At 47.5% G+C, this 20170-nt stretch carries 17 protein-coding genes; 2 read left to right on the top strand and 15 right to left on the bottom strand.

The window, feature by feature from the left end; all coding sequences use genetic code 11:
* The first annotated feature begins 18 nt into the window (after positions 1–18).
* The gene (gene namA, locus QMA01_RS05590) at positions 19–1035 is read left to right on the top strand and encodes an NADPH dehydrogenase NamA (protein WP_290214499.1); all 1017 of its coding nucleotides are present in this window, start codon (positions 19–21) and stop codon (positions 1033–1035) included.
* 388 nt (positions 1036–1423) lie between these two features.
* On the opposite strand, the gene rnz is transcribed toward namA, so the two are convergent.
* The 5 genes from rnz to mce form a co-directional block, all read right to left on the bottom strand.
* Positions 1424–2383 carry a ribonuclease Z gene (rnz, locus tag QMA01_RS05595; RefSeq protein ID WP_290214500.1) on the bottom strand — a complete coding sequence of 320 codons (960 nt, stop codon included), beginning with the start codon at positions 2381–2383 and terminating at the stop codon, positions 1424–1426.
* Between the two features lie 7 nt (positions 2384–2390).
* On the bottom strand, positions 2391–3632 hold the full coding sequence (locus tag QMA01_RS05600) for a DNA polymerase IV (RefSeq protein WP_290214501.1): 1242 nt from the start codon (positions 3630–3632) through the stop codon (positions 2391–2393).
* Positions 3633–3718: 86 nt separating this feature from the next.
* Positions 3719–4840, bottom strand: coding sequence for a M20/M25/M40 family metallo-hydrolase (locus QMA01_RS05605; RefSeq protein ID WP_191715821.1), 1122 nt, complete (start codon positions 4838–4840; stop codon positions 3719–3721).
* 23 nt (positions 4841–4863) lie between these two features.
* Positions 4864–6405 (bottom strand): acyl-CoA carboxylase subunit beta, encoded by a 1542-nt coding sequence (locus tag QMA01_RS05610; protein ID WP_191716059.1) that lies wholly within the window; start codon positions 6403–6405, stop codon positions 4864–4866.
* 18 nt (positions 6406–6423) lie between these two features.
* Positions 6424–6822 carry a methylmalonyl-CoA epimerase gene (gene mce / locus QMA01_RS05615; RefSeq protein WP_290184990.1) on the bottom strand — a complete coding sequence of 133 codons (399 nt, stop codon included), beginning with the start codon at positions 6820–6822 and terminating at the stop codon, positions 6424–6426.
* Positions 6823–6990: 168 nt separating this feature from the next.
* Here mce and prli42 point away from each other — a divergent pair, with 168 nt between their 5' ends.
* Entirely contained in the window at positions 6991–7086 is a 96-nt protein-coding gene (prli42, locus tag QMA01_RS05620) for a stressosome-associated protein Prli42 (protein WP_185960040.1), read from the top strand.
* Between the two features lie 261 nt (positions 7087–7347).
* Here prli42 and QMA01_RS05625 read toward each other — a convergent pair whose 3' ends face one another.
* From QMA01_RS05625 to buk, 10 genes are all read right to left on the bottom strand, one after another.
* Entirely contained in the window at positions 7348–8349 is a 1002-nt protein-coding gene (locus QMA01_RS05625) for an aromatic acid exporter family protein (protein ID WP_191715823.1), read from the bottom strand.
* 55 nt (positions 8350–8404) lie between these two features.
* Positions 8405–8845, bottom strand: a complete 441-nt coding sequence (locus tag QMA01_RS05630; protein WP_191715824.1) for a BrxA/BrxB family bacilliredoxin — start codon at positions 8843–8845, stop codon at positions 8405–8407.
* A 65-nt stretch (positions 8846–8910) separates the two neighbouring features.
* Entirely contained in the window at positions 8911–9978 is a 1068-nt protein-coding gene (gene meaB / locus QMA01_RS05635; protein ID WP_290214502.1) for a methylmalonyl Co-A mutase-associated GTPase MeaB, read from the bottom strand.
* Positions 9978–12125, bottom strand: a complete 2148-nt coding sequence (gene scpA / locus QMA01_RS05640) for a methylmalonyl-CoA mutase (protein WP_191715826.1) — start codon at positions 12123–12125, stop codon at positions 9978–9980. The genes meaB and scpA overlap by 1 nt, the downstream gene beginning before the upstream one ends.
* 1 nt (position 12126) lies before the next feature.
* Positions 12127–13821: a methylmalonyl-CoA mutase family protein gene (locus QMA01_RS05645; protein WP_290214503.1), complete on the bottom strand. Its 1695-nt coding sequence runs from the start codon at positions 13819–13821 to the stop codon at positions 12127–12129.
* A gap of 99 nt (positions 13822–13920) precedes the next feature.
* On the bottom strand, positions 13921–15264 hold the full coding sequence (locus QMA01_RS05650) for a dihydrolipoamide acetyltransferase family protein (RefSeq protein WP_290214504.1): 1344 nt from the start codon (positions 15262–15264) through the stop codon (positions 13921–13923).
* Between the two features lie 151 nt (positions 15265–15415).
* Complete coding sequence (locus QMA01_RS05655) at positions 15416–16399, bottom strand: alpha-ketoacid dehydrogenase subunit beta (protein ID WP_290214505.1); 984 nt, start codon at positions 16397–16399, stop codon at positions 15416–15418.
* On the bottom strand, positions 16399–17403 hold the full coding sequence (locus QMA01_RS05660) for a thiamine pyrophosphate-dependent dehydrogenase E1 component subunit alpha (RefSeq protein ID WP_191715830.1): 1005 nt from the start codon (positions 17401–17403) through the stop codon (positions 16399–16401). Before QMA01_RS05660 ends, QMA01_RS05655 begins: the two co-directional genes overlap by 1 nt.
* 14 nt (positions 17404–17417) lie before the next feature.
* Positions 17418–18845 (bottom strand): dihydrolipoyl dehydrogenase, encoded by a 1428-nt coding sequence (gene lpdA / locus QMA01_RS05665; protein ID WP_290184999.1) that lies wholly within the window; start codon positions 18843–18845, stop codon positions 17418–17420.
* A gap of 71 nt (positions 18846–18916) precedes the next feature.
* On the bottom strand, positions 18917–19999 hold the full coding sequence (gene buk / locus QMA01_RS05670) for a butyrate kinase (RefSeq protein WP_290214506.1): 1083 nt from the start codon (positions 19997–19999) through the stop codon (positions 18917–18919).
* Positions 20000–20170 lie beyond the last annotated feature (171 nt).

Genomic DNA, 20170 nt, shown 5'->3' on the forward strand with positions numbered 1-20170 from the left:
TATAGAGGAGGTTGTCTGATGGCTAAGTTATTTGAACCGTTTGAAATTAAAGATGTCGTTTTTAAAAACCGCATTGTAATGGCGCCGATGTGCATGTACCAAAGTGATAAGGAAGATGGAATGGTGACGGACTGGCATCGCATCCATTATCCAACCCGAGCAGTCGGCGGCGTCGGACTCATTATCACCGAAGCGACGGCTGTCCAGCCACAAGGACGCATTTCAGCACAAGACCTCGGCATTTGGGATGACCGCCATATAGAAGGGCAAGCAGAAATTGTCCGCCTGATGAAACAGCACGGGGCAAAAACCGGCATCCAATTGGCACATGCCGGAAGAAAAGCAAGAGTTGAAGGCGCCATCCACTCAGCGAGTGCATTGGCATTCGACGAGAATTATAAAAAACCGGCAGAAATGGCTCCAGCAGATATTGAAGAAACCATTGAAGCGTTTAAAAAAGGAGCAATCCGCGCCAAAACCGCAGGCTTCGATGTCATCGAAGTCCACGCCGCACATGGCTACTTGATCAACCAGTTCCTATCCCCATTAACAAACAAGCGCACCGACGCATACGGCGGCAATGCAGAAAATCGCTATCGCTTTCTGCGTCAAATTATCGATGCTGTCAATGAAGTATGGAACGGTCCGTTATTCGTCCGAATTTCCGCCCATGACTACAGCAATGGTGGCATGACACCGGAACAATACGTGGAAATGTGCCAATGGATGAAACAACAAGGCGTTGATTTGATCGATGTCAGTTCAGGCGCGGTCGTACCCGCACAAATTTCCGTCCATCCCGGGTACCAAGTGCCGTTTGCAGAGACCATCAAAAAGCAGACTCCAATAGCTACTGGAGCGGTCGGCTTGATCACCAGTGCACTGCAGGCAGAAGAAATCCTTCAGAACGGACGCGCGGATCTGGTCTTCCTAGCCCGTGAATTGCTTCGTAATCCTTATTGGGCATACACAGCTGCGCAGGAACTTGACGCCGATTTAGAGGCTCCAGTGCCTTATAAACGCGGTTGGGTATAAGGCGGTTGCAAAATGTTTGAGATTTAGTATACTAAGGGTAACGTAAAAAAACCGAATGCGTGAGCATTCGGCCAGCTGTATGCCGCCACGAGAGCGGTTGGCTGGAATATAGGCTTAAAAGATAACCGTCATTCCACGCCACATGGGACGGTTATTTTTTTTTGTTGATGACCAAAATCATGGAAACGACAAGTGTCAGAGCGCTGATCGTTATCCCGATACTCGTAAACACGAGACCGAATGATTCTGCTATGGTCATGTTACCACCCCCTTTCCTGGGGAATGGCCAAACCGCCCTCATACAGCTGTACCTTTATTTTAGCACAAAGGGAACATTTGTTCTATTATTTCCATTAAATATTTTAATGCAACCAAAAAATGCCATCTTTTAGATACGGCTTTCTTGTTTTTTCCTTATTTTTTTAGCTTGCTGCAGCCACTCGAATTCCGAAAAATCATGTGCAATAAATCCAAGCGGATGAATTTCCTTCATCTGCTTCAACAGCATCCGCTCGTCTTCCGGAAGGAAGCGTGCGCTGATATGCGTCATGATTAACGTTTCCACTCCTGCTGCACGAGCCGTTTCCGCCGCTTCGTAGACCGTTGAATGGCCGTATTCAGCAGCCATTTTCTTAGCGGTTCCGTCAAAGGTCGCTTCGTGCACCAGTACATCTGCACCGCGCCCCAATTCTATTGCTGCTTCGCAAAAACGGGTATCCCCGAGAATCGTGACAACAAAACCGGGTTCTTCCGGTTCTGTTACATCCGCACTTCTGACCCAATGCCCCTCAGCTGTTTCAACGTCTTCCCCATTTTTCAGCTTTGCCAGCAGCGGACCTTTTGGAACGCCCAGCGCCAAAGCTTTTGCAATCAATAATTTAGGCGGCAACGGCTTTTGCGTGATCCGAAAACCATAGGACGGAATCACATGGTCCAACAAGCGCGTTTCCACCACCATCAACTCATCTTCAAACAGTAAACCGTCTGCCAGTTCATGATAAACAATCGGGTATGCCAAGTGGGTTCGGCTGAGCGCCAAAGCCATTTCAACAAACTCCCGGATTCCAGCAGGTCCGTATATATCCAGTGTCTCATCGCCCCCTTGGAAAGAACGGGATCCCAGAAGGCCAGGCAGACCGAAAATATGGTCGCCATGCATATGTGTAATGAAAATCTTTTCAATTTTCCGCGGTTTCACCGTCGTATGTAGAATCTGGTGCTGTGTCGCTTCTCCGCAGTCAAATAACCACACAGTTCCCCGCTCTTCGAGTAATTTCAAAACCAGTGCAGATGTATTGCGCTGTTTAGAAGGCATTCCGGCACCTGTGCCCAGAAATAATAATTGCATGCTTCCCCTACTTTCTCTCGTGGTCGTGATCATCCAAAAAATCCTTGCTGAAGCTTGTTTTGGAGTCGTAATTCGTTTTTTTGATTTTTGTCCCCCGCGTGAGGACACTTTTGCCGAAACGGCTTTCGAGTTGTGCCATCAAGTCGAGAATCGGCTCTTCCTTGGCATGTTCCTGAAAATTAAAGATTGATAATTGTTCGGTCATATCGCCTTTGTCCGCAACGTTCGATACTGTAACTCCGATTAGCCGCAGGGGTTCTCCGTTCCAATGCCGTGTGAACAATTGCCAGGCATTCCGGTGGATGTCTTCTGCTTTCCAAACGGTATTGTTCAGCGTGACGCTGCGTGTTCGGTTTTTCCAATCGGAGCTGCGGGTCTGAATACTGACAGTTGGGCCCGCCAGTTCTTTCGCTTCCAAACGATTGGCCACCTTTTCACTGAGCTGGCGGAACAATGCCTTTAGATTCTGTTCATCCGTTTCATCAATCGGCAAGGTTGTGGATGTTCCGACACTTTTGGTATCGTAAATGGAATCCGGATCTACCAGCCGATCGTCCAAACCGTTCGCACGAGCTTGCAGCCGGATGCCGTTTTTGCCCATTTTTTCCTTGACCAGGCCTTCATTTGCTGTTGCCAGATCTCCAATGGTCTCAATTTTCAAGCCCTTTAATCTGGCTGCCGTACTATCGCCGATGCCATGCATATCAATTACTGGTTTAGGCCACAACATTGCCTGAATATCCCGTTTCCTCAAAACAGTTATGCCCATGGGCTTTTTCATATCGGATGCGGTTTTGGCCAGGAATTTGTTGGGCGCAATGCCGATTGAACATGGCAGATCCAATTCACTTAGCAGACGCCGTTGGATTTCATCCGCAATTTCCAATGCATGGCGCTGCTCTGTCAATTCCGTCACATCCACATACCCTTCATCTATCGAAACCGGTTCCACCAAATCGGTATAGGAACGCAAAATTTCAAACATCGCTTTGGATGCTGCCCGGTAACGCTCGAAATTCGGCGGCAGCAGCAAAAGTTCCGGATATTTCCGCTTGGCTTCATGTACCTGCATGGTCGTGTAGATCCCATGCGCGCGCGCTTCATAAGAACAGGTGACGATAATGCCTCTCCGTTCTTTCGGATTCCCGGCAATGGCAATCGCTTTTCCCTTCAGTTCAGGATTATGCGATTGTTCGACAGAGGCATAAAAACTATTCATATCGATATGAAAAATAACTCGGCTGGCCATGAAAATCGCTCTTCTTTCCGTTTTCTTTCAGTGTATCAAAAAAAGAGAGAACATACATCCTGTTCTCTCTTTTTTGAAGGCGCTCTTTATTCGATTGATGTTGATTCTTTGACAATTTCAACCAACAGTTCAGCCAATTTCTCAAGCTCTTCAATCGGCATGCGTTCGTTTTTCGTATGGATTTCTTCATATCCGACACATAGGTTGACGGTCGGGATGCCAAAACCATTGAAGATATTGGCATCACTTCCGCCTCCGCTTGTGAGAATCGGGGAAGGACGACCGATTTTCGCGGCTGCTTTCTGGGCAATCTCTACGACCGGGTCCATGTCATCAAAATGGAAGCCCGGATACATCAGCTTGACTTCCGTTTCAGCACGTCCACCCAATAGTTCAGCCGTCTGTTCAAAAACGGATTCCATATGGATGGTCTGTGCCGCCAATTTATCTTCGCTGATCGAACGTGCCTCCGATAAAATATTCACTTCATCGCAAACAATATTGGTGGCTTGTCCGCCTTCGAATCGCCCGATATTGGCCGTTGTTTCTTCGTCGATGCGCCCGAGCGTCATTTTAGCAATGGCTTTGGCTGCAATTGTAATGGCAGAAATGCCTTTTTCAGGTGCAACGCCGGCATGGGCCGTTTTGCCATGGATGGTCGTCCATAATTTTGCCTGGTTCGGAGCAGCTGTCACAATGCCGCCCACTTTGCCATCGCTGTCCACGGCATAACCGTATTTGGCGATCAATAGAGATGAATCCAATTCCTTGGCGCCGACCAATCCGCTTTCTTCTCCAGCTGTAATCACCAATTGAATATCCCCATGGTCGATTTGCTGTTCTTGTAGAGTGCGGATCATTTCAAACAAAGCGGCAATTCCGGCTTTGTCGTCAGCCCCCAGAATGGTCGTTCCATCGGAATAGACATAGCCATCACGGATTTCAGGTTTGACGCCGACTCCAGGAGTCACCGTGTCCATATGGACCGTAAAGTAGATAGCAGGAACCTGGCTTAACGTGCCGCGCAAAGTTGCAATGATATTGCCTGCGCCATGCCCCGTCACTGCCGCTGATTCATCTACTGCTACATGGAAACCCATCGCTTCAAGTTTGGTCTGCAAAATGGCAGCGATTTCGCCTTCGTGTTTGGTTTCTGAATCGATTTGCAGCAATTCCAGAAACTCGTTCATCAGTCTTTCATTGTTCATTTCTAGCACCTCTTCTATTTCTCTTAAAGCGGCATATTGCCGTGTTTTTTAGCTGGACGTGTATCTTTTTTATTGCGCATCATTTCCAATGCCTGGATCAGTTTGATGCGTGTTTCGCGTGGATCAATGACATCATCGACCATTCCACGTGCTGCAGCAACATAAGGATTGGCGAATTTCACGCGGTATTCCTCAATTTTTGCTGCGCGTGTTTCTTCCGGGTTATCGCTTGCAGCGATTTCACGTGCAAAAATGATATTCGCAGCGCCATTCGGCCCCATAACCGCGATTTCAGCATTCGGCCATGAGTAAACCAAGTCGGCACCGATCGATTTGGAGTTCAACGCCACATAAGCGCCTCCATAAGCTTTTCTCAAAATCACCGTCATTTTAGGCACAGTCGCTTCCGAGTAAGCATAAAGAATTTTCGCTCCGTGGCGAATGATGCCGCCGTGTTCCTGTTTGATGCCTGGGAAGAATCCAGTAACATCTTCAAAAGTGATCAATGGAATATTGAACGAGTCACAGAAACGGATAAAGCGTGCTGCTTTATCAGATGAGTCGATATCAAGTCCGCCAGCCATCACTTTCGGCTGGTTACAGATCAAGCCGACCGTTTCGCCTTTAATGCGTGCTAAGCCAATCACGATGTTGCGGGCAAATTCAGGCTGCACTTCCATAAAGCTGTCCTTGTCGACCACCTGCTCAACCACTTTCCGTACATCGTAAGGACGGATCGCTTCATAAGGAACGACGTCAGCCAAGTCCGGACGGTAATCATCTTCTTCTCCGCCTTCCAGGCGAGGCGGCATTTCCGTATTGTTCTGTGGCAGATAGCTGATCAGTTGGCGTACCATTTCCAGTACTTTCTGTTCTGAATCGCCACGGAAATGAGCGTTTCCGCTAATTGCAGTATGTACTCTCGATCCTCCAAGATCCTCAGAGGAGATTTTTTCACCCGTAACCGTTTCAATGACTTTCGGTCCTGTGATGAACATTTGGCTGGTTTTATCAACCATGAAAACAAAATCAGTGATTGCAGGCGAATATACTGCACCGCCGGCAGATGGTCCCATAATGACAGAAATTTGAGGAATGACGCCAGAATAAATCGAGTTGCGGTAGAAAATTTGGCCATAGCCATCAAGTGACAAGACGCCTTCTTGAATCCGTGCTCCGCCTGAATCATTCAATCCGATAAACGGTGCGCCATTGCGTGCTGCCAAATCCATTACATTGGCGATTTTCTTTGCATGCATTTCTCCAAGTGCTCCACCAAAAACCGTGAAGTCCTGTGAGAATAAATAGATTGGCCGGCCGTTTACTTTACCGTAACCAGTGACAACCCCTTCGCCAGGCCCTTTAGCCATGCCGAAATCTGTTGTGCGGTGCTCCACAAAAGGACTCAATTCAACGAATGTGCCTTCATCAAGCAATAAATCAATACGTTCACGTGCTGTCAATTTGCCTTTTTGATGCTGTTTGTCTATACGTTCTTCGCCTCCGCCAAGCTCAATTTCACGCTTGCGGTCATACAATTCATTGATTCTTTCGTAAATGTCCATTTCGCCAATCACTCCCAATCACTCTTTTTCACAAAGTTCGTATAATACTCCATTCGATGATTTCGGATGCAAAAATGCCACCATGGCTCCGCCAGCTCCAGGGTTCGGCTTGTCGCTCAAAAGGCGGATGCCCTTGTCGCGCAATTCTTCCATACGCTGTTCGATGTTTTCGACACCAAAAGCGATATGATGAATGCCTTCACCTTTTTTTTCTAAAAATTTGTAAATGGCGCTCTGATCATCCATCGCTTCCAACAATTCCAATTTGACATTGCCGGCATCGATGAATGCGACCCGCACTTTCTGCGACTCAACTTCTTCGATCTTCATAAGCGGAAGCCCAAGCGTGTCCGTGTAATAGGGAAGGACAGCATTCAGATCCCGTACAGCGATTCCAATATGGTCTACTTTCTTCATCCTTTTTTCACTTCCTTTTTTAGCTTCTCTCTTATTGTACAGATACAGAGCCAAAAACTCTAGGCTCTTAGCGAATATTGTGAATTCTATATCTGCCTCTCTTCAAATATGTTGGAAAATATGGTATGATTCATTCAAAGATTTGATTGATAAAGGAGTTTATTATTAATGAGAAACGCAGCTTTCCGTAAGTTTATCGTCTACGCGATGATTGCCATCATGCTGTTATCCAGTTTATTGATGGGATTGAGCTTTGTAATTTAATAGAGTGATAAAAGACAGCTGGAGCTTTTTGCTCCAGCTGTCTTTTATGGTTGAAAATGTATCAATCCTGCTCCAGCAAACAGATCTAAACGGCTGCTTCCGCTTTTCATATTGTCCAGCTCCAGCAGCCAGCCACTCGAGTCGCTTCAGCCTTACCAGCAATGGCAAAGAACGCCATTACCGGTAAGGCTTCCAGCGCTTGTCGGAGGCCCGCAGGATGCGGGTCAGCTAACCGTTGCGACAGGAAGTCGCGTTCTTAGGTTAGCTTCTACTGACGGCTGCTTCCGCTTTTCTTGTATGAAAGCCTTTATATGACTGCTTGATTTCCAAATACTTTTCCATTTCCTGAATGACTTGATATAGTTCGGCCATGGCCAAAAATTTCTTATGGCTGTCCGGCAATGGCAGCTTGGCAAAATTTTCTTTCACGATGTCCAGCTTCGAAATATAGCGGTATGCTGTATTGCCGGAGTGGACGTGTTCCGCCAAATCTTCCAGGAAATCCGCGACCAGGTCTGTTTGGTCTACAATCACAGGCAGTGCGGTGATTTTCGGCAAGATACGCTCGATGATTTCCAACTGCTGCTCCCGCATTTCAAAATAATGATAGTATTTATTTTCATGTCGGGTGATGTGATTCTCGACATCCTGGTAAGCCAGCGCTTTCGCCTTCTCCAGCAATTTCCTGGCATCCATCAATTCTTTGCCGCTCCAACCAGATTCACCTTCCCGCAAATAAATGACGATTTCACGGAAAATGGAAGCGTATAAATTTTCAATTTCGTGCCGGTAATTATCCAGTTTCTTCTCAATGCTCGGCATGTACATATTGACCACCAATGCTGTACCGAAACCAACCAGCATCAAAATCAACTCATTGGTCAGCAAATCAAAATTCAAATTTTTTGCATCATATAAATGCAGCAAAATGACTGAACTCGAGACAAAGCCGTCCTGAAACCGCAATGTCACCAATAAAGGAATAAAGAGCACAATCAGAATGCCGAGCATGACCGGATGATAGGCGATGCCTTCAAAAAAGATGAAAGCGTAGGCAATCCCGATAATGCTCGCAATAAATCGGGAAAAAGCGGCCCGTATCGATTTCTTTTTGGTCGGTTGTATGCAGAGGATGGTCAGGATGCCGGCAGATACATAATAATCCAACTGCAGCCATTGTGCCATGGTTATAGCGATTGCCACACCTAAAGCAGTCTTCATCGTGCGGTAGCCAATTGAATAAGACCTCAAATTCAGCTTCATCTTCCCCCTCCAAATTTCGGCATGAAAAAAATGCCCCTAAAAGAGGCATTCCTTCTTAAACTTCATCGCAATGCTGTTCGAAAATGGCTTGGATATGCGTAATGACAGACATTGGGTCATGGCCTTCAATTTCATGGCGGCCAATTTCATCAACCATTTTTCCATCTTTCATGAACACGAAAGAGGGAGATGATGGCAAGTGATCGTCCCCGAAAATCGCACGTGCCTGAGCTGTCGCTTCTTTGTCTTGACCAGCGAAAACCGTATACAGGTTATCCGGGCGTTTGTCATAATGGATCGAATGCAAGGCTGCTGGACGGGCGATGCCGCCTGCACATCCACATACAGAGTTGACCATGACAAGGCTTGTGCCTTTTTGAGAAAATGCTTCATTCACCGCTTCAGGTGTTTCAAGCTGTGTGTATCCACCATCAATCAATTCCTGGCGGGCTTGTGTAGCTATATCGTTCATCAGAAAATTAAAATCCATGCTCATCAAATATCACTCCTTATTGTCGCTTCTTTTATCATAGCAGGTGTTTATCCCACTTGCAAAAAAGCTTACTCAAACAGTTGCATAATTGCCTGTGCCACGGTCAATTCGTCGTTCAACACCTGCGTTTCCAATGTTTTGACCAATTGGCGTCGTTCTGCGTGATCGAAAAAACGGCTATGCAGTTCATCCGTGATCATCGAGCGGAACCAGTCCTTGGTCTGTTCCTGACGGCGTTTTTTCCAGTAGCCGCTGACTTTCACCGTATCTTCGAACTCCTTGACCATTTTCCAGACTTCGGGAATTCCCGTTTCTTCCACAGAGGACGCCGCAAGCGAACGCGTTTTCCAACTGTCCGTGGCCGGTTGCAGGAAATGCATCATCTGTTTGTATTCTGAAACGGTCTTTTTCGCCAACTGGGCGTTTTCCCCATCCGCTTTGTGGACAATGATGGCATCCGCCAACTCCAGGATGCCTTTTTTCATGCCCTGCAATTCGTCTCCGGCACCCGTCAACACCAACAACAGGAACATGTCGACCATTCCACGGACCAGTGTTTCGCTTTGTCCAACCCCAACCGTCTCCACCAAGATGACATCGTATCCTGCAGCCTCGCATAACAACATCGTTTCGCGGGTCTTTTTATGGACACCGCCAAGTGTTCCTGCTGTAGGGGAAGGGCGGATGAATGCTTTGGGATTTCGAGCCAATTGTTCCATCCGCGTCTTGTCTCCAAGAATGCTGCCGCCGGTAAGCGACGAACTCGGATCGATCGCCAAAACGGCGACCCGATGCCCAAGCCCAGTCAGCATTTCACCAAACGTTTCTATGAAGGTGCTTTTCCCGGCACCGGGAACACCGGTGATGCCGATGCGGATACTATTGCCGGTGAATGGCAGCAATTGGTTGAGCAGTTCCTGGCCATTTTTCTTATGTTCGGCACTCGAACTTTCCAGCAAAGTGATCGCTTTGCCCAAGTACAGACGCGAACCACTCCGGACTCCATCCGCAATAGCCTGGATATCCATGGTTGCATCAGCCGGTTTCTTGAACTTTTTCCGAGGCAAGGCTTTCATGCCGTCATGTGCAGCTTGAACACCCTCCATCACATGCCTGGAATTTTTCTTGCGGCTCATCAGTCTGCCACTTCCTCGTAACCAAGTCGCACGTAAATCTCTTCGATGACTTTCTGTGCCGCTACCGGAATCACTGTCCCCGGACCGAAAATTGCGCTGGCCCCATTATTGCGAAGGAATTCATAATCCTGTGCCGGTATAACTCCACCAACCACAATCAGAATGTCTTCGCGGCCAATTTTCGCCAGTTCCGCTTTCAGATCCGGAACCAATGTCATATGCCCAGCTGCCAGCGAACTTACGCCGATAACGTGGACGTCATTTTCTGCTGCCTGTTGTGCAGTTTCAGCCGGCGTTTGGAACAATGGCCCGATATCCACATCAAAGCCTAAATCAGCAAACGCTGTTGCTATGACTTTCGCTCCGCGGTCATGTCCGTCTTGCCCCATTTTGGCAATCAGGATACGCGGGCGGCGTCCTTCGTTTTCAATAAAGTCTTCCGTCATTTCTTTGACGATTTCCATTTCCTTCTGGTTAGAGAAATTCGAACTGTAAACTCCGCTCACTGAACGAATCACCGCCTTATGTCTTCCGGATGCTTTCTCGATGGCATCGGAGATTTCACCTAATGAGGCACGGTGACGTGCTGCCTCAACGGCGCAAGCCAAAATATTGTCTTCTCCGCTTTGTGCCGCTTTTGTCAATGCTTCCAGCGCGTCTGCCACTTTATCGCTGTCACGCTCTGCTTTCATGCGTTCCAAGCGTTCAATCTGTGTTTTGCGGACCATCGTGTTGTCGATGTTCAAAATATCAATCGGATCTTCCTGGTCCAGGCGATAACGGTTAACCCCGATGATCACTTCTTCATTGGAATCGATTTGTGCCTGTTTTTTCGCCGCTGCTTCTTCAATGCGCATTTTCGGCAAGCCGGTTTCGATGGCTTTTGCCATACCGCCCAATTCTTCAACTTCTTCAATCAATGCCCAAGCTTTTTCCGTCAATTCCTTGGTCAGCGATTCGACATAATAAGAGCCGCCCCATGGATCGATGACATTCGTCATCATGGTTTCTTCCTGAAGGAACAATTGTGTATTGCGGGCGATGCGTGCCGAGAAATCAGTCGGCAAGGCAATCGCTTCGTCGAGCGCATTGGTATGCAGTGATTGTGTATGCCCCATAGCTGCTGCATTCGCTTCAATCAAGGTACGGGTGACATTATTAAATGGATCCTGTTCCGTCAAACTCCAGCCGGATGTTTGGGAGTGCGTACGCAATGCCAAAGCTTTGCTGTTTTTCGGATCGAAGGTTTTCATCATTTTCGCCCAGATCTCACGGCCGGCACGCATTTTCGCAACTTCCATGAAATAGTTCATGCCAATGCCCCAGAAGAAGGATAGGCGCGGCGCGAAATGATCGATGTCGATGCCTGCTGCAAGCCCGGTACGGACATATTCAAGCCCGTCCGCTAGTGTATAGGCCAATTCAAGATCGGCGGTTGCTCCAGCTTCCTGGATGTGATAGCCCGAAATCGAAATGGAGTTGAACTTCGGCATATGGTCGGATGTATATTTGAAAATATCTGCAATGATCTGCATCGACATGGCCGGCGGATAAATATACGTATTGCGGACCATGTATTCTTTAAGAATGTCATTTTGGATGGTTCCGGCCAATTGTTCCGGAGACACACCCTGCTCTTCTGCTGCCACAATAAAGAATGCCATGATCGGCACTACGGCGCCGTTCATTGTCATCGATACGGACATTTGATCCAATGGGATGCCATCGAATAGGATTTTCATGTCTTCAACACTGTCTATTGCAACGCCGGCCTTGCCGACATCTCCAACAACTCGTTTGTGATCGGAATCATAGCCGCGGTGAGTCGCAAGGTCAAAAGCAACAGACAAGCCTTTTTGCCCCATCGCTAAATTGCGTCGGTAAAACGCATTACTTTCTTCCGCTGTTGAAAAACCGGCATATTGGCGTACAGTCCAAGGACGCGACACATACATGGTCGGATAAGGTCCGCGGACATTCGGTGCAAATCCAGGCAGGCTTTCTTCAAGGAAATCTATGTCCTTTTTTGTATATGTCGGTTTGATGTCAATGCCTTCATTGGTGGTAAAGGCGCTTTGCTGCTGAACTGTCTGTGAAGCAATAGCTAATTGGTCGAGTGTGACTTTTGAAAAATCGGGTTTAGCCATCTTATAGCGCCTCCTTTCCTAGAGCGAGAATTTTCTCCAGTTTCGCGGTCATCTGCTTGCCGGAATACACGGTATCTTTAATGCCATAGGTTGCCCATTCTGCTAATTGCTCTTTCGGATATTTGCCTGCAAGATCGATGCTGGCTTGACTGTCCAATCCTGGCACAAGTGCTGATACAGCTTCTTTTGATCCGCACAAGATGGCATAGTCCATTTTCTCGTCAGCTAGAAATTGATTAACTTCTTCAGCCGTAGCCAAATGCGGGCTGACTAATGCTTCGATTCCGCCAACTGCTAAAAAGCCGGAAACGAAATCTACTTGAGGCTTGATTTTCTTCAATGGTTCGATAAGGATGATTGCTGACTTAAGACTTGTTACTTTGCTCTGGGCACGTAGATTTTCAAATGGCGTCGCCAGACGTTTCGCTGTCATGTATTCAAGGTGGCCATCATCGATTTTCGCATCTTTTACCGGCTCTTGAGGATTGGCATAGACATTGGTTCCAATCAGCGATTGTTTGCGGGTAGCCACATTTTTTTCGCGCTCCACCCATTTCGCCTGGATGTCATCTGTCAGCCAGCCTGATTTGATGACTTCTGAATAGCCGCCAGCTTCTTCAATTTCAAGGAAATAGCTCCATGCTGCCTCAACGTATTCTTTTGTCAGCGTTTCGATAAAGTAAGAGCCTGCTGCTGGGTCGATCACATGCGACACATGGGCTTCTTCTTTTATGACTAATTGGACATTGCGGGCGATGCGCCGGCTTGAAGGATCCGGTTCTGTCAAAAAGTCATGTGGATGTACGCTGTGGGCATCGGTTCCTCCCAATACTGATGCAAATGTAGAATTTCCTGCACGCAGCAAGTTCACATAAGGATCCAGTTTAGAGTAGGAACGGACAGACGTTTCCGTAAACAATGGAATTGTCGGAGCTTCTTCGCCATATGCAGAACTGAAGGCTTGCCATAATACGCGGAAGGCACGCAATTTAGCGATTTCCTGGAAAAATTGTGTATCCACCGCAAAGCGGATCCAGCTATTTTCAGCACTTTCTTTGAAATTGTCTTCTGACATACGCTCAGACAAGATGCTGAGTGCGACTCCAAGTTCATGGATCACGGTTCCGCCAGCATGGTGGATTGGAATCGTGTCTACAACCTGTGTACGAATACTTGCCGGTGCCTCAACAGGTTCTTCAGAGAAAATAACCCCTTTGAGTTTCGGCAATTGTTCTGGAGTTACAAAATCGAAAACACGCAGAATGTCTTTATCGTCCCCTGTCAGTTTAAAGTACAAAGGATATTGGACAATCATTTCTGCCAATTCAGCCAATTGGGCATCTGTCCAGTCAAACTTACGGAATCCTTTATAGACAATAGTTTCATTGCCGCGAAGGATATCATCTTTCATCAAGGCCAAATATTCTTCCGCCGAATCCGCCATCACTTCCTGGGACACGAGCCAATTTGGCTGATGTTTTCCTTGTTGGACAGCTGCTGTTTGAGCTGTGATATAGCTGCCTAATTGTTCAAGCATGTCTTTGGTATAAAGAGGTTCCAGTGTTACATCTTCAATTGTGGGGGTCTTTAATGTTTCTTCAAACGGCTTGCCTTTAATCGCTTTTACTGCCGCTTCTTGCCATTCAGTATATGTACGGATTGGAAATTTCGTCTTTTTCATCGATTCGATTGTCAAACTGTTCCCTCCTTAAAGGCTTTCTAGTTTCATTTTACCCGACTCACGACAGACATTAAAGAGGAAAAAAAGCTGGAAGTCCGAAGACTCCAGCTTTTCTTAATATACAGACGTATTTTCTTTGGACATATTCTCCAATATTTCTTTGACGCGCGCAAGGAATTGGCCGCATACCAAACCATCAAGTACACGATGATCCAGTGACAAACAAAGATTGACCATGTCGCGTGCAGCAATCATGCCGTTGTCCATAATGACTGGGCGTTTGACGATCGATTCCACTTGCATGATAGCTGCCTGTGGGTGGTTAATGATTCCCATAGACTGAACAGAACCGAACGATCCGGTGTTGTTGACGGTGAAAGTGCCGCCCTGCATATCTGCAGATTTTAATTTTCCAGAGCGTGCTTTAAGTGCCAATTCATTGACTTCTTTGCCGATGCCTTTCACTGATTTTTCATCAGAATTCTTGATGACCGGTACGAATAAAGCACTATCCGAAGCGACAGCGATGGAAATATTGATGTCTTTCTTCTGGATGATTTTGTCTCCAGCCCACATCGAGTTCATCATCGGGAATTCTTTCAATGCCTGTGACACAGCTTTGACGAAGAAAGCAAAATACGTGATGTTAAAGCCTTCTTTTTTCTTGAATTCGCCTTTGATTGAGTCGCGGTACTGGACAAGGTTGGTGACATCCACTTCGACCATCATCCATGCATGCGGTGCTTCGTGTTTGCTCTTCAGCATATTCGCAGCTATCGCCCGGCGGACGCCGGTTACTGGGATTTCGATATCTCCCGGAGCACTTTCAATCGGTGCAGCTGCTGCTTTCGGAGCTTCCTGGACAGGCGTTTCCTTAGGCGCTGGTGGCTGTTCCTGCTGCTGAGCCTGAGGTTGTGCCGCCGGAGCTTCTCCCGCTTTTGGAATATTGCCGCTGTCGATCAATGCCATCAAATCTTTGCGTGTAATGCGCCCTTCGTTGCCAGAGCCTTCAACTTGTGACAAATCGATGTCATTGTCTTGAGCAAGACGCAAAACAGCTGGTGAGTAGCGCCCTTTCGCCCCTGAAGTTTTAACCGGTTGCGAAGATCCTTTCGTCCCTTCCAGTTTTTCCGTCGGTTTTGCGCCGGCTGCCGGCATTTCGGTCGCTTTCTCGCTGCTGGCAGGTTTTGCTTCTTCTACAGGAGCCGCGTCGCCGCCTTCGGTTTCAATCGTGCAGACGATTTCGCCTACCGCTAAAGTTTCGCCTTCTGAAGCAATCAATTCCTTGATTGTGCCGGTAAACGAAGATGGAACCTCCGCAGTCACTTTGTCTGTATTGACTTCAGCAAGCGGATCGTATTTATTCACATGGTCGCCTGGCTGGACGAGCCATTTTTCTATAGTGCCTTCTGTAACACTTTCACCCAGCTGAGGCATTTTAATGTTTTCAATAGCCAAGGGAGTTCCTCCTTTACTTGATGGTGTTTGATTGTTCTATTGGAGCTTCAGTGCCCGCCGAGGGACCGCAGGATGCGGGTCAGCTAACCGTTGCGACACGATGTCGCGCTTTTAGGTTGGCTTCTGTTGGCGGGCACTTACGCTTTTCGTTTTAAAACTCAGCTAATTCTCTCATTGCTTTTTCTACTTTGTCCGGATTGATCATGAAGAATTTCTCCATGGTTGGCGCATAAGCCATTGCCGGGATATCCGGCCCAGCAAGACGTTTGATTGGAGCGTCTAAGTCGAATAGGCAGTTTTCAGCAATGATTGCCGCTACTTCTCCGATGATGCTTCCTTCTTTATTGTCTTCTGTAACCAATAGCACTTTGCCGGTTTTCTTAGCGGCTTCGATGATGCCTTCTTTGTCCAACGGATAAATCGTACGCAAATCGAGGATATGTGCAGAGATGCCGTCTTCTGCCAAACGTTCGGCAGCCTGCAGCGCAAAGTGAACTGCTAAGCCGTAAGTAATGACGGTGATGTCTTCGCCTTCGTGTTTAACGTCCGCTTTGCCGATTTCAATGGTGTAGTCTTCTTCCGGCACTTCGCCTTTGATCAAGCGGTATGCCCGTTTGTGTTCGAAGAACATAACCGGATCTTCGTCGCGGATCGCTGCTTTCAAAAGGCCTTTTGCATCATATGGAGTGGAAGGAATGACAATTTTCAATCCAGGCTGGTTGGCGAAAATCGCTTCCACTGACTGGGAGTGGTAAAGAGCTCCGTGTACCCCTCCGCCAAAAGGTGCACGGAAGACGATTGGACATGACCAGTCGTTGTTCGAACGGTAACGGATGCGGGATGCTTCAGAAATGATTTGGTTGACAGCCGGCATAATGAAATCCGCAAATTGCATTTCTGCAATCGGCCGTAAGCCATACATTGCTGCGCCAATTCCAACACCGGCAATCGCCGATTCCGCAAGCGGTGTATCCAAGACGCGGTCTTCACCGAATTGGTCGTAGAGGCCTTGCGTCGCTTTAAAGACGCCGCCTTTTTTACCGACATCTTCTCCAAGAACAAAGACGTTTTCGTCACGTTCCATTTCTTCTTTCATGGCAAGCGTGATGGCATCAATATAAGACATAATAGCCATTATTCGTCTCCTCCTTCTTCGGCATAGACATATTTCATTGCATGTTCAGGTTCTGCATAAGGTGCATTTTCAGCGTAATCAGTCGCTTCATTGACTGTTACCATGATTCGGTCGTTGATGTCTTTTTCAAGCTCGTCGTCCATGATGCCATGCTCTTTCAAGTACGCTCCAAATGTCAGGATTGGATCCGTCGATTTTTGCGCAGCCAATTCGTCTGCTGAGCGGTATTGGCGATGGTCATCATCTGATGAGTGGGCGGTCATCCGCTCGGAAACGGTTTCGACCAAACTCGGGCCTTCGCCGCGGCGCGCACGGTCGGCAGCCTCTTTGACATGTTTGTATACTTCAATCGGGTCATTGCCGTCAATCGTCACACCTGGCATGCCATAACCGATTGCACGGTCCGAAACATTCTTGCTCGCCAATTGGCGTTCAACCGGCACCGAAATCGCATATTTATTGTTTTCGACCATGATGACGACCGGCAATTTATGGACACCGGCAAAGTTCATCCCTTCGTGGAAATCACCTTGGTTGGAAGAGCCTTCACCGAGCGTCGTGAACGTAATAAAGTCTTTTTTCTTCATTTTTCCAGCTAAAGCTACGCCTACTGCGTGAGGCAATTGAGTCGTTACAGGCGAAGAACCGGTAATGATGCGGTTGCTCTTCTGCCCAAAATGGCCAGGCATTTGCCGTCCACCTGAATTCGGATCCTCCGCTTTGGCAAAAGCCGACAGCATCAAATCTTTTGGCGTCATGCCAAAATGCAGGACCACACCGATATCACGGTAATAAGGAGCGATATAGTCTTTTGAGTTGTCAAGAGCGAAGGCAGCACCCACTTGAGCCGCTTCCTGCCCCTGGCATGAAATCACAAAAGGAATTTTCCCGGCACGGTTCAAGAGCCACATGCGTTCATCTACACGGCGTGCCATTAACATCGTTTCGTACATTTTCAATAAATCATCATTTGTTAAACCGATTTCTTCGTGTTTTGAAGCCATTGTTTTTTCCTCCTTCAACTATGGATTGCTTTTCCGTCAACGGCCAACGCCGCTTCTCCCATGACCTCTGAAAGAGTCGGGTGCGGGTGGATCGTATCCGCAATTTCCCACGGGGTCGCGTCCAGAACCATGGCCAGCCCTGCTTCAGAAATCATGTCTGTGACATGCGGGCCAATCATATGGACTCCCAGGATATCGTTCGTTTCTTTGTCGGCAATGATTTTGACAAATCCATCAGATTCGCCGTAGACCAATGCTTTACCGATCGCTTTGAAAGAAAACTTGCCGACTTTGACGTCATGCCCTTTTTCTTTTGCCTGATCTTCCGTAATTCCGACGCTTGCTGCTTCCGGATTGGAATAAATGCAGCGTGAAACCAAATCGTAATTGATGGCGTGCGGGTTGTTGCCTTTGATGTGTTCAATCGCTGTGATCCCTTCATGCGAAGCAACATGCGCCAATTGCAGCCCACCGATCACGTCACCGATTGCATAGATATGGGATTCTTTTGTTTGGAAAGATTTTTTCACTTGGATAAAGCCGTTTTCAATGATGATATCCGTGTTTTCGATGCCGATATTTTCGACATTCGCCTGACGGCCGACAGAAACCAGCATTTTTTCAGCGGAAAAACTTTCGTTCTTGCCATTGATTTCTGCCTGGATCGTTACACCATTCTCGCCTGTTTCCAATGTATCCGCCATCACTTTTGCACTTGTCGCAAACTTAATGCCTTTTTTCTTCAATAGCTTCAACATTTCTTTGGAGATATCTTTATCTTCCGTCGGGATGATCCGTTCTGCATATTCGATAACAGTTACATCAACGCCGAAATCATTGAGCATGGACGCCCATTCGATGCCGATGACACCACCGCCGACAATCAGGATTGATTTTGGCAGACTTTCCATTTTCAAAGCTTCGTCGGAACTCATGACGAATTCGCCATCAATTGTCAGCCCAGGCAATGTACGGGGGCGTGATCCGGTTGCAATGATGACATTGCTTGGAATCAGCATTTCATTTTCTTCTCCATTTTTCATTTCAACGGAAATGGTACCCGCGTTTGGAGAAAAAATGGATGGTCCAAGAATTCTGCCGATGCCTTCATAGACATCGATTTTCCCTTTTTTCATCAATCCCTGTACGCCTGCATGCAATTGATCGACAATTCCCTGCTTGCGCTGTTGGACACGTGCGAAATCCAGTGAAACTTCGCCGGTTTCAACACCAAAGTCAGCCGCATGATGTTTTGTTGTTGAATAGACTTCCGCACTGCGGAGCAATGCTTTACTTGGAATGCAGCCTTTATGTAAGCATGTGCCGCCCAGTTCGCCTTTTTCAACAATCGCTGTTTTTAAACCGAGTTGTGCCGACCGAATGGCCGCTACATAACCGCCGGTCCCGCCGCCTAGAATGACGACATCATAATTTTGAGCCATGATTTCTTCCTCCTTTATCCCACTTCGATCCACGGAAAATCAATTCCTGCTGATTGAAGTCTTTACTCTGGTTAAAATGAATAATGCTTGACCCGTTCTTCCCCATTCAATATGCGGACCGCTCCTTCAGCCAAAGCCTGAAGCTCATTTTCACCCGGTTGGATGTCCACATCGGCAATCCAGTTGACCCGTTCCGTGATTGCTTTAACAAAGCTTTCACCATGCGCAAGTTCCCCAGTCAAAATGATCGCATCTATTTGCCCCTTCAACACCGCGCTGGCAGCGCCGATTTCGCGGGCGATCTGATAGGCCATTGCCTGATAAACCAAATCCGCTTGAGAATCACCTTTTTTTATGCGTTGTTCAACTTTCACGACATCATTGGTATCCAGATAGGCCGTCAATCCACCTTGTCTGACCAACTTCATCATCATTTCCTGCCGGTTAAACTGTCCGGAAAAGCACAATTCCACTAAATCGCCTGCCGGTACGGCCCCTGCCCGTTCAGGACTGAATGGACCATCGCCATGCAGACCGTTGTTGACATCAATAACGCGGCCTCCTTGATGTACACCTACCGTGATGCCGACACCCATATGAGCGACAATCAGGTTGACCTCTTCATAAGAGCGTCCAACTTTGCTGGCGTATCGCCGGGCAACGGCCTTTTGGTTGAGTGCATGGAAAATGGACTTGCGTTCAATGGACGCAAAACCGGATATCCGGGCAATCGGCTCCATTTCATCAACCACTACCGGGTCGACGATATATGCGGGAATGTTTAACCCATCTGCAATTTCCGAAGCCAAAATTCCTCCCAGGTTGGATGCATGCTGACCTGCATAGCCTTGCCGCAAATCCTCAAGCATCTGTTCGTTCACCGTGTAGGTTCCACCTTCGATGGGGCGCAGCAAGCCGCCTCTTCCACAGACCGCGGACAACTTGGAAACATTCATGCCTTCTTCGTCCAACGCCTCCAGAATGGTTTGTTTCCTGAAGGGATATTGACTGAAAATATCAGCGGACTTCCCTAAATCTTCTGCCGTATGGAGAATGGTTTTCTCCATAATTAAGATATCGTTGTCAAAAACACCTATTTTAGTCGAAGTGGTTTTAGGGTTGATGATCAGGATACGATTTTGCTGTTTTTGCACATCCACCCCTCCATTTCTTTCTAAAATAACGTTTATTGGTTTTCCTTTTTATAAACTGTTCTTTCTTTTCGAGCAATGCTTCCGGCAGTTTGCTGTTTAAGCCAAGCAAGAAGCCAGGCATCAGATGCCTGGCTTCTCACGGGAGCGGTGCCCAAAGCAGCCGAAGCGGTG

The sequence above is a fragment of the Planococcus notacanthi genome (assembly GCF_030407825.1).
Lineage (GTDB): Bacteria > Bacillota > Bacilli > Bacillales_A > Planococcaceae > Planococcus > Planococcus notacanthi.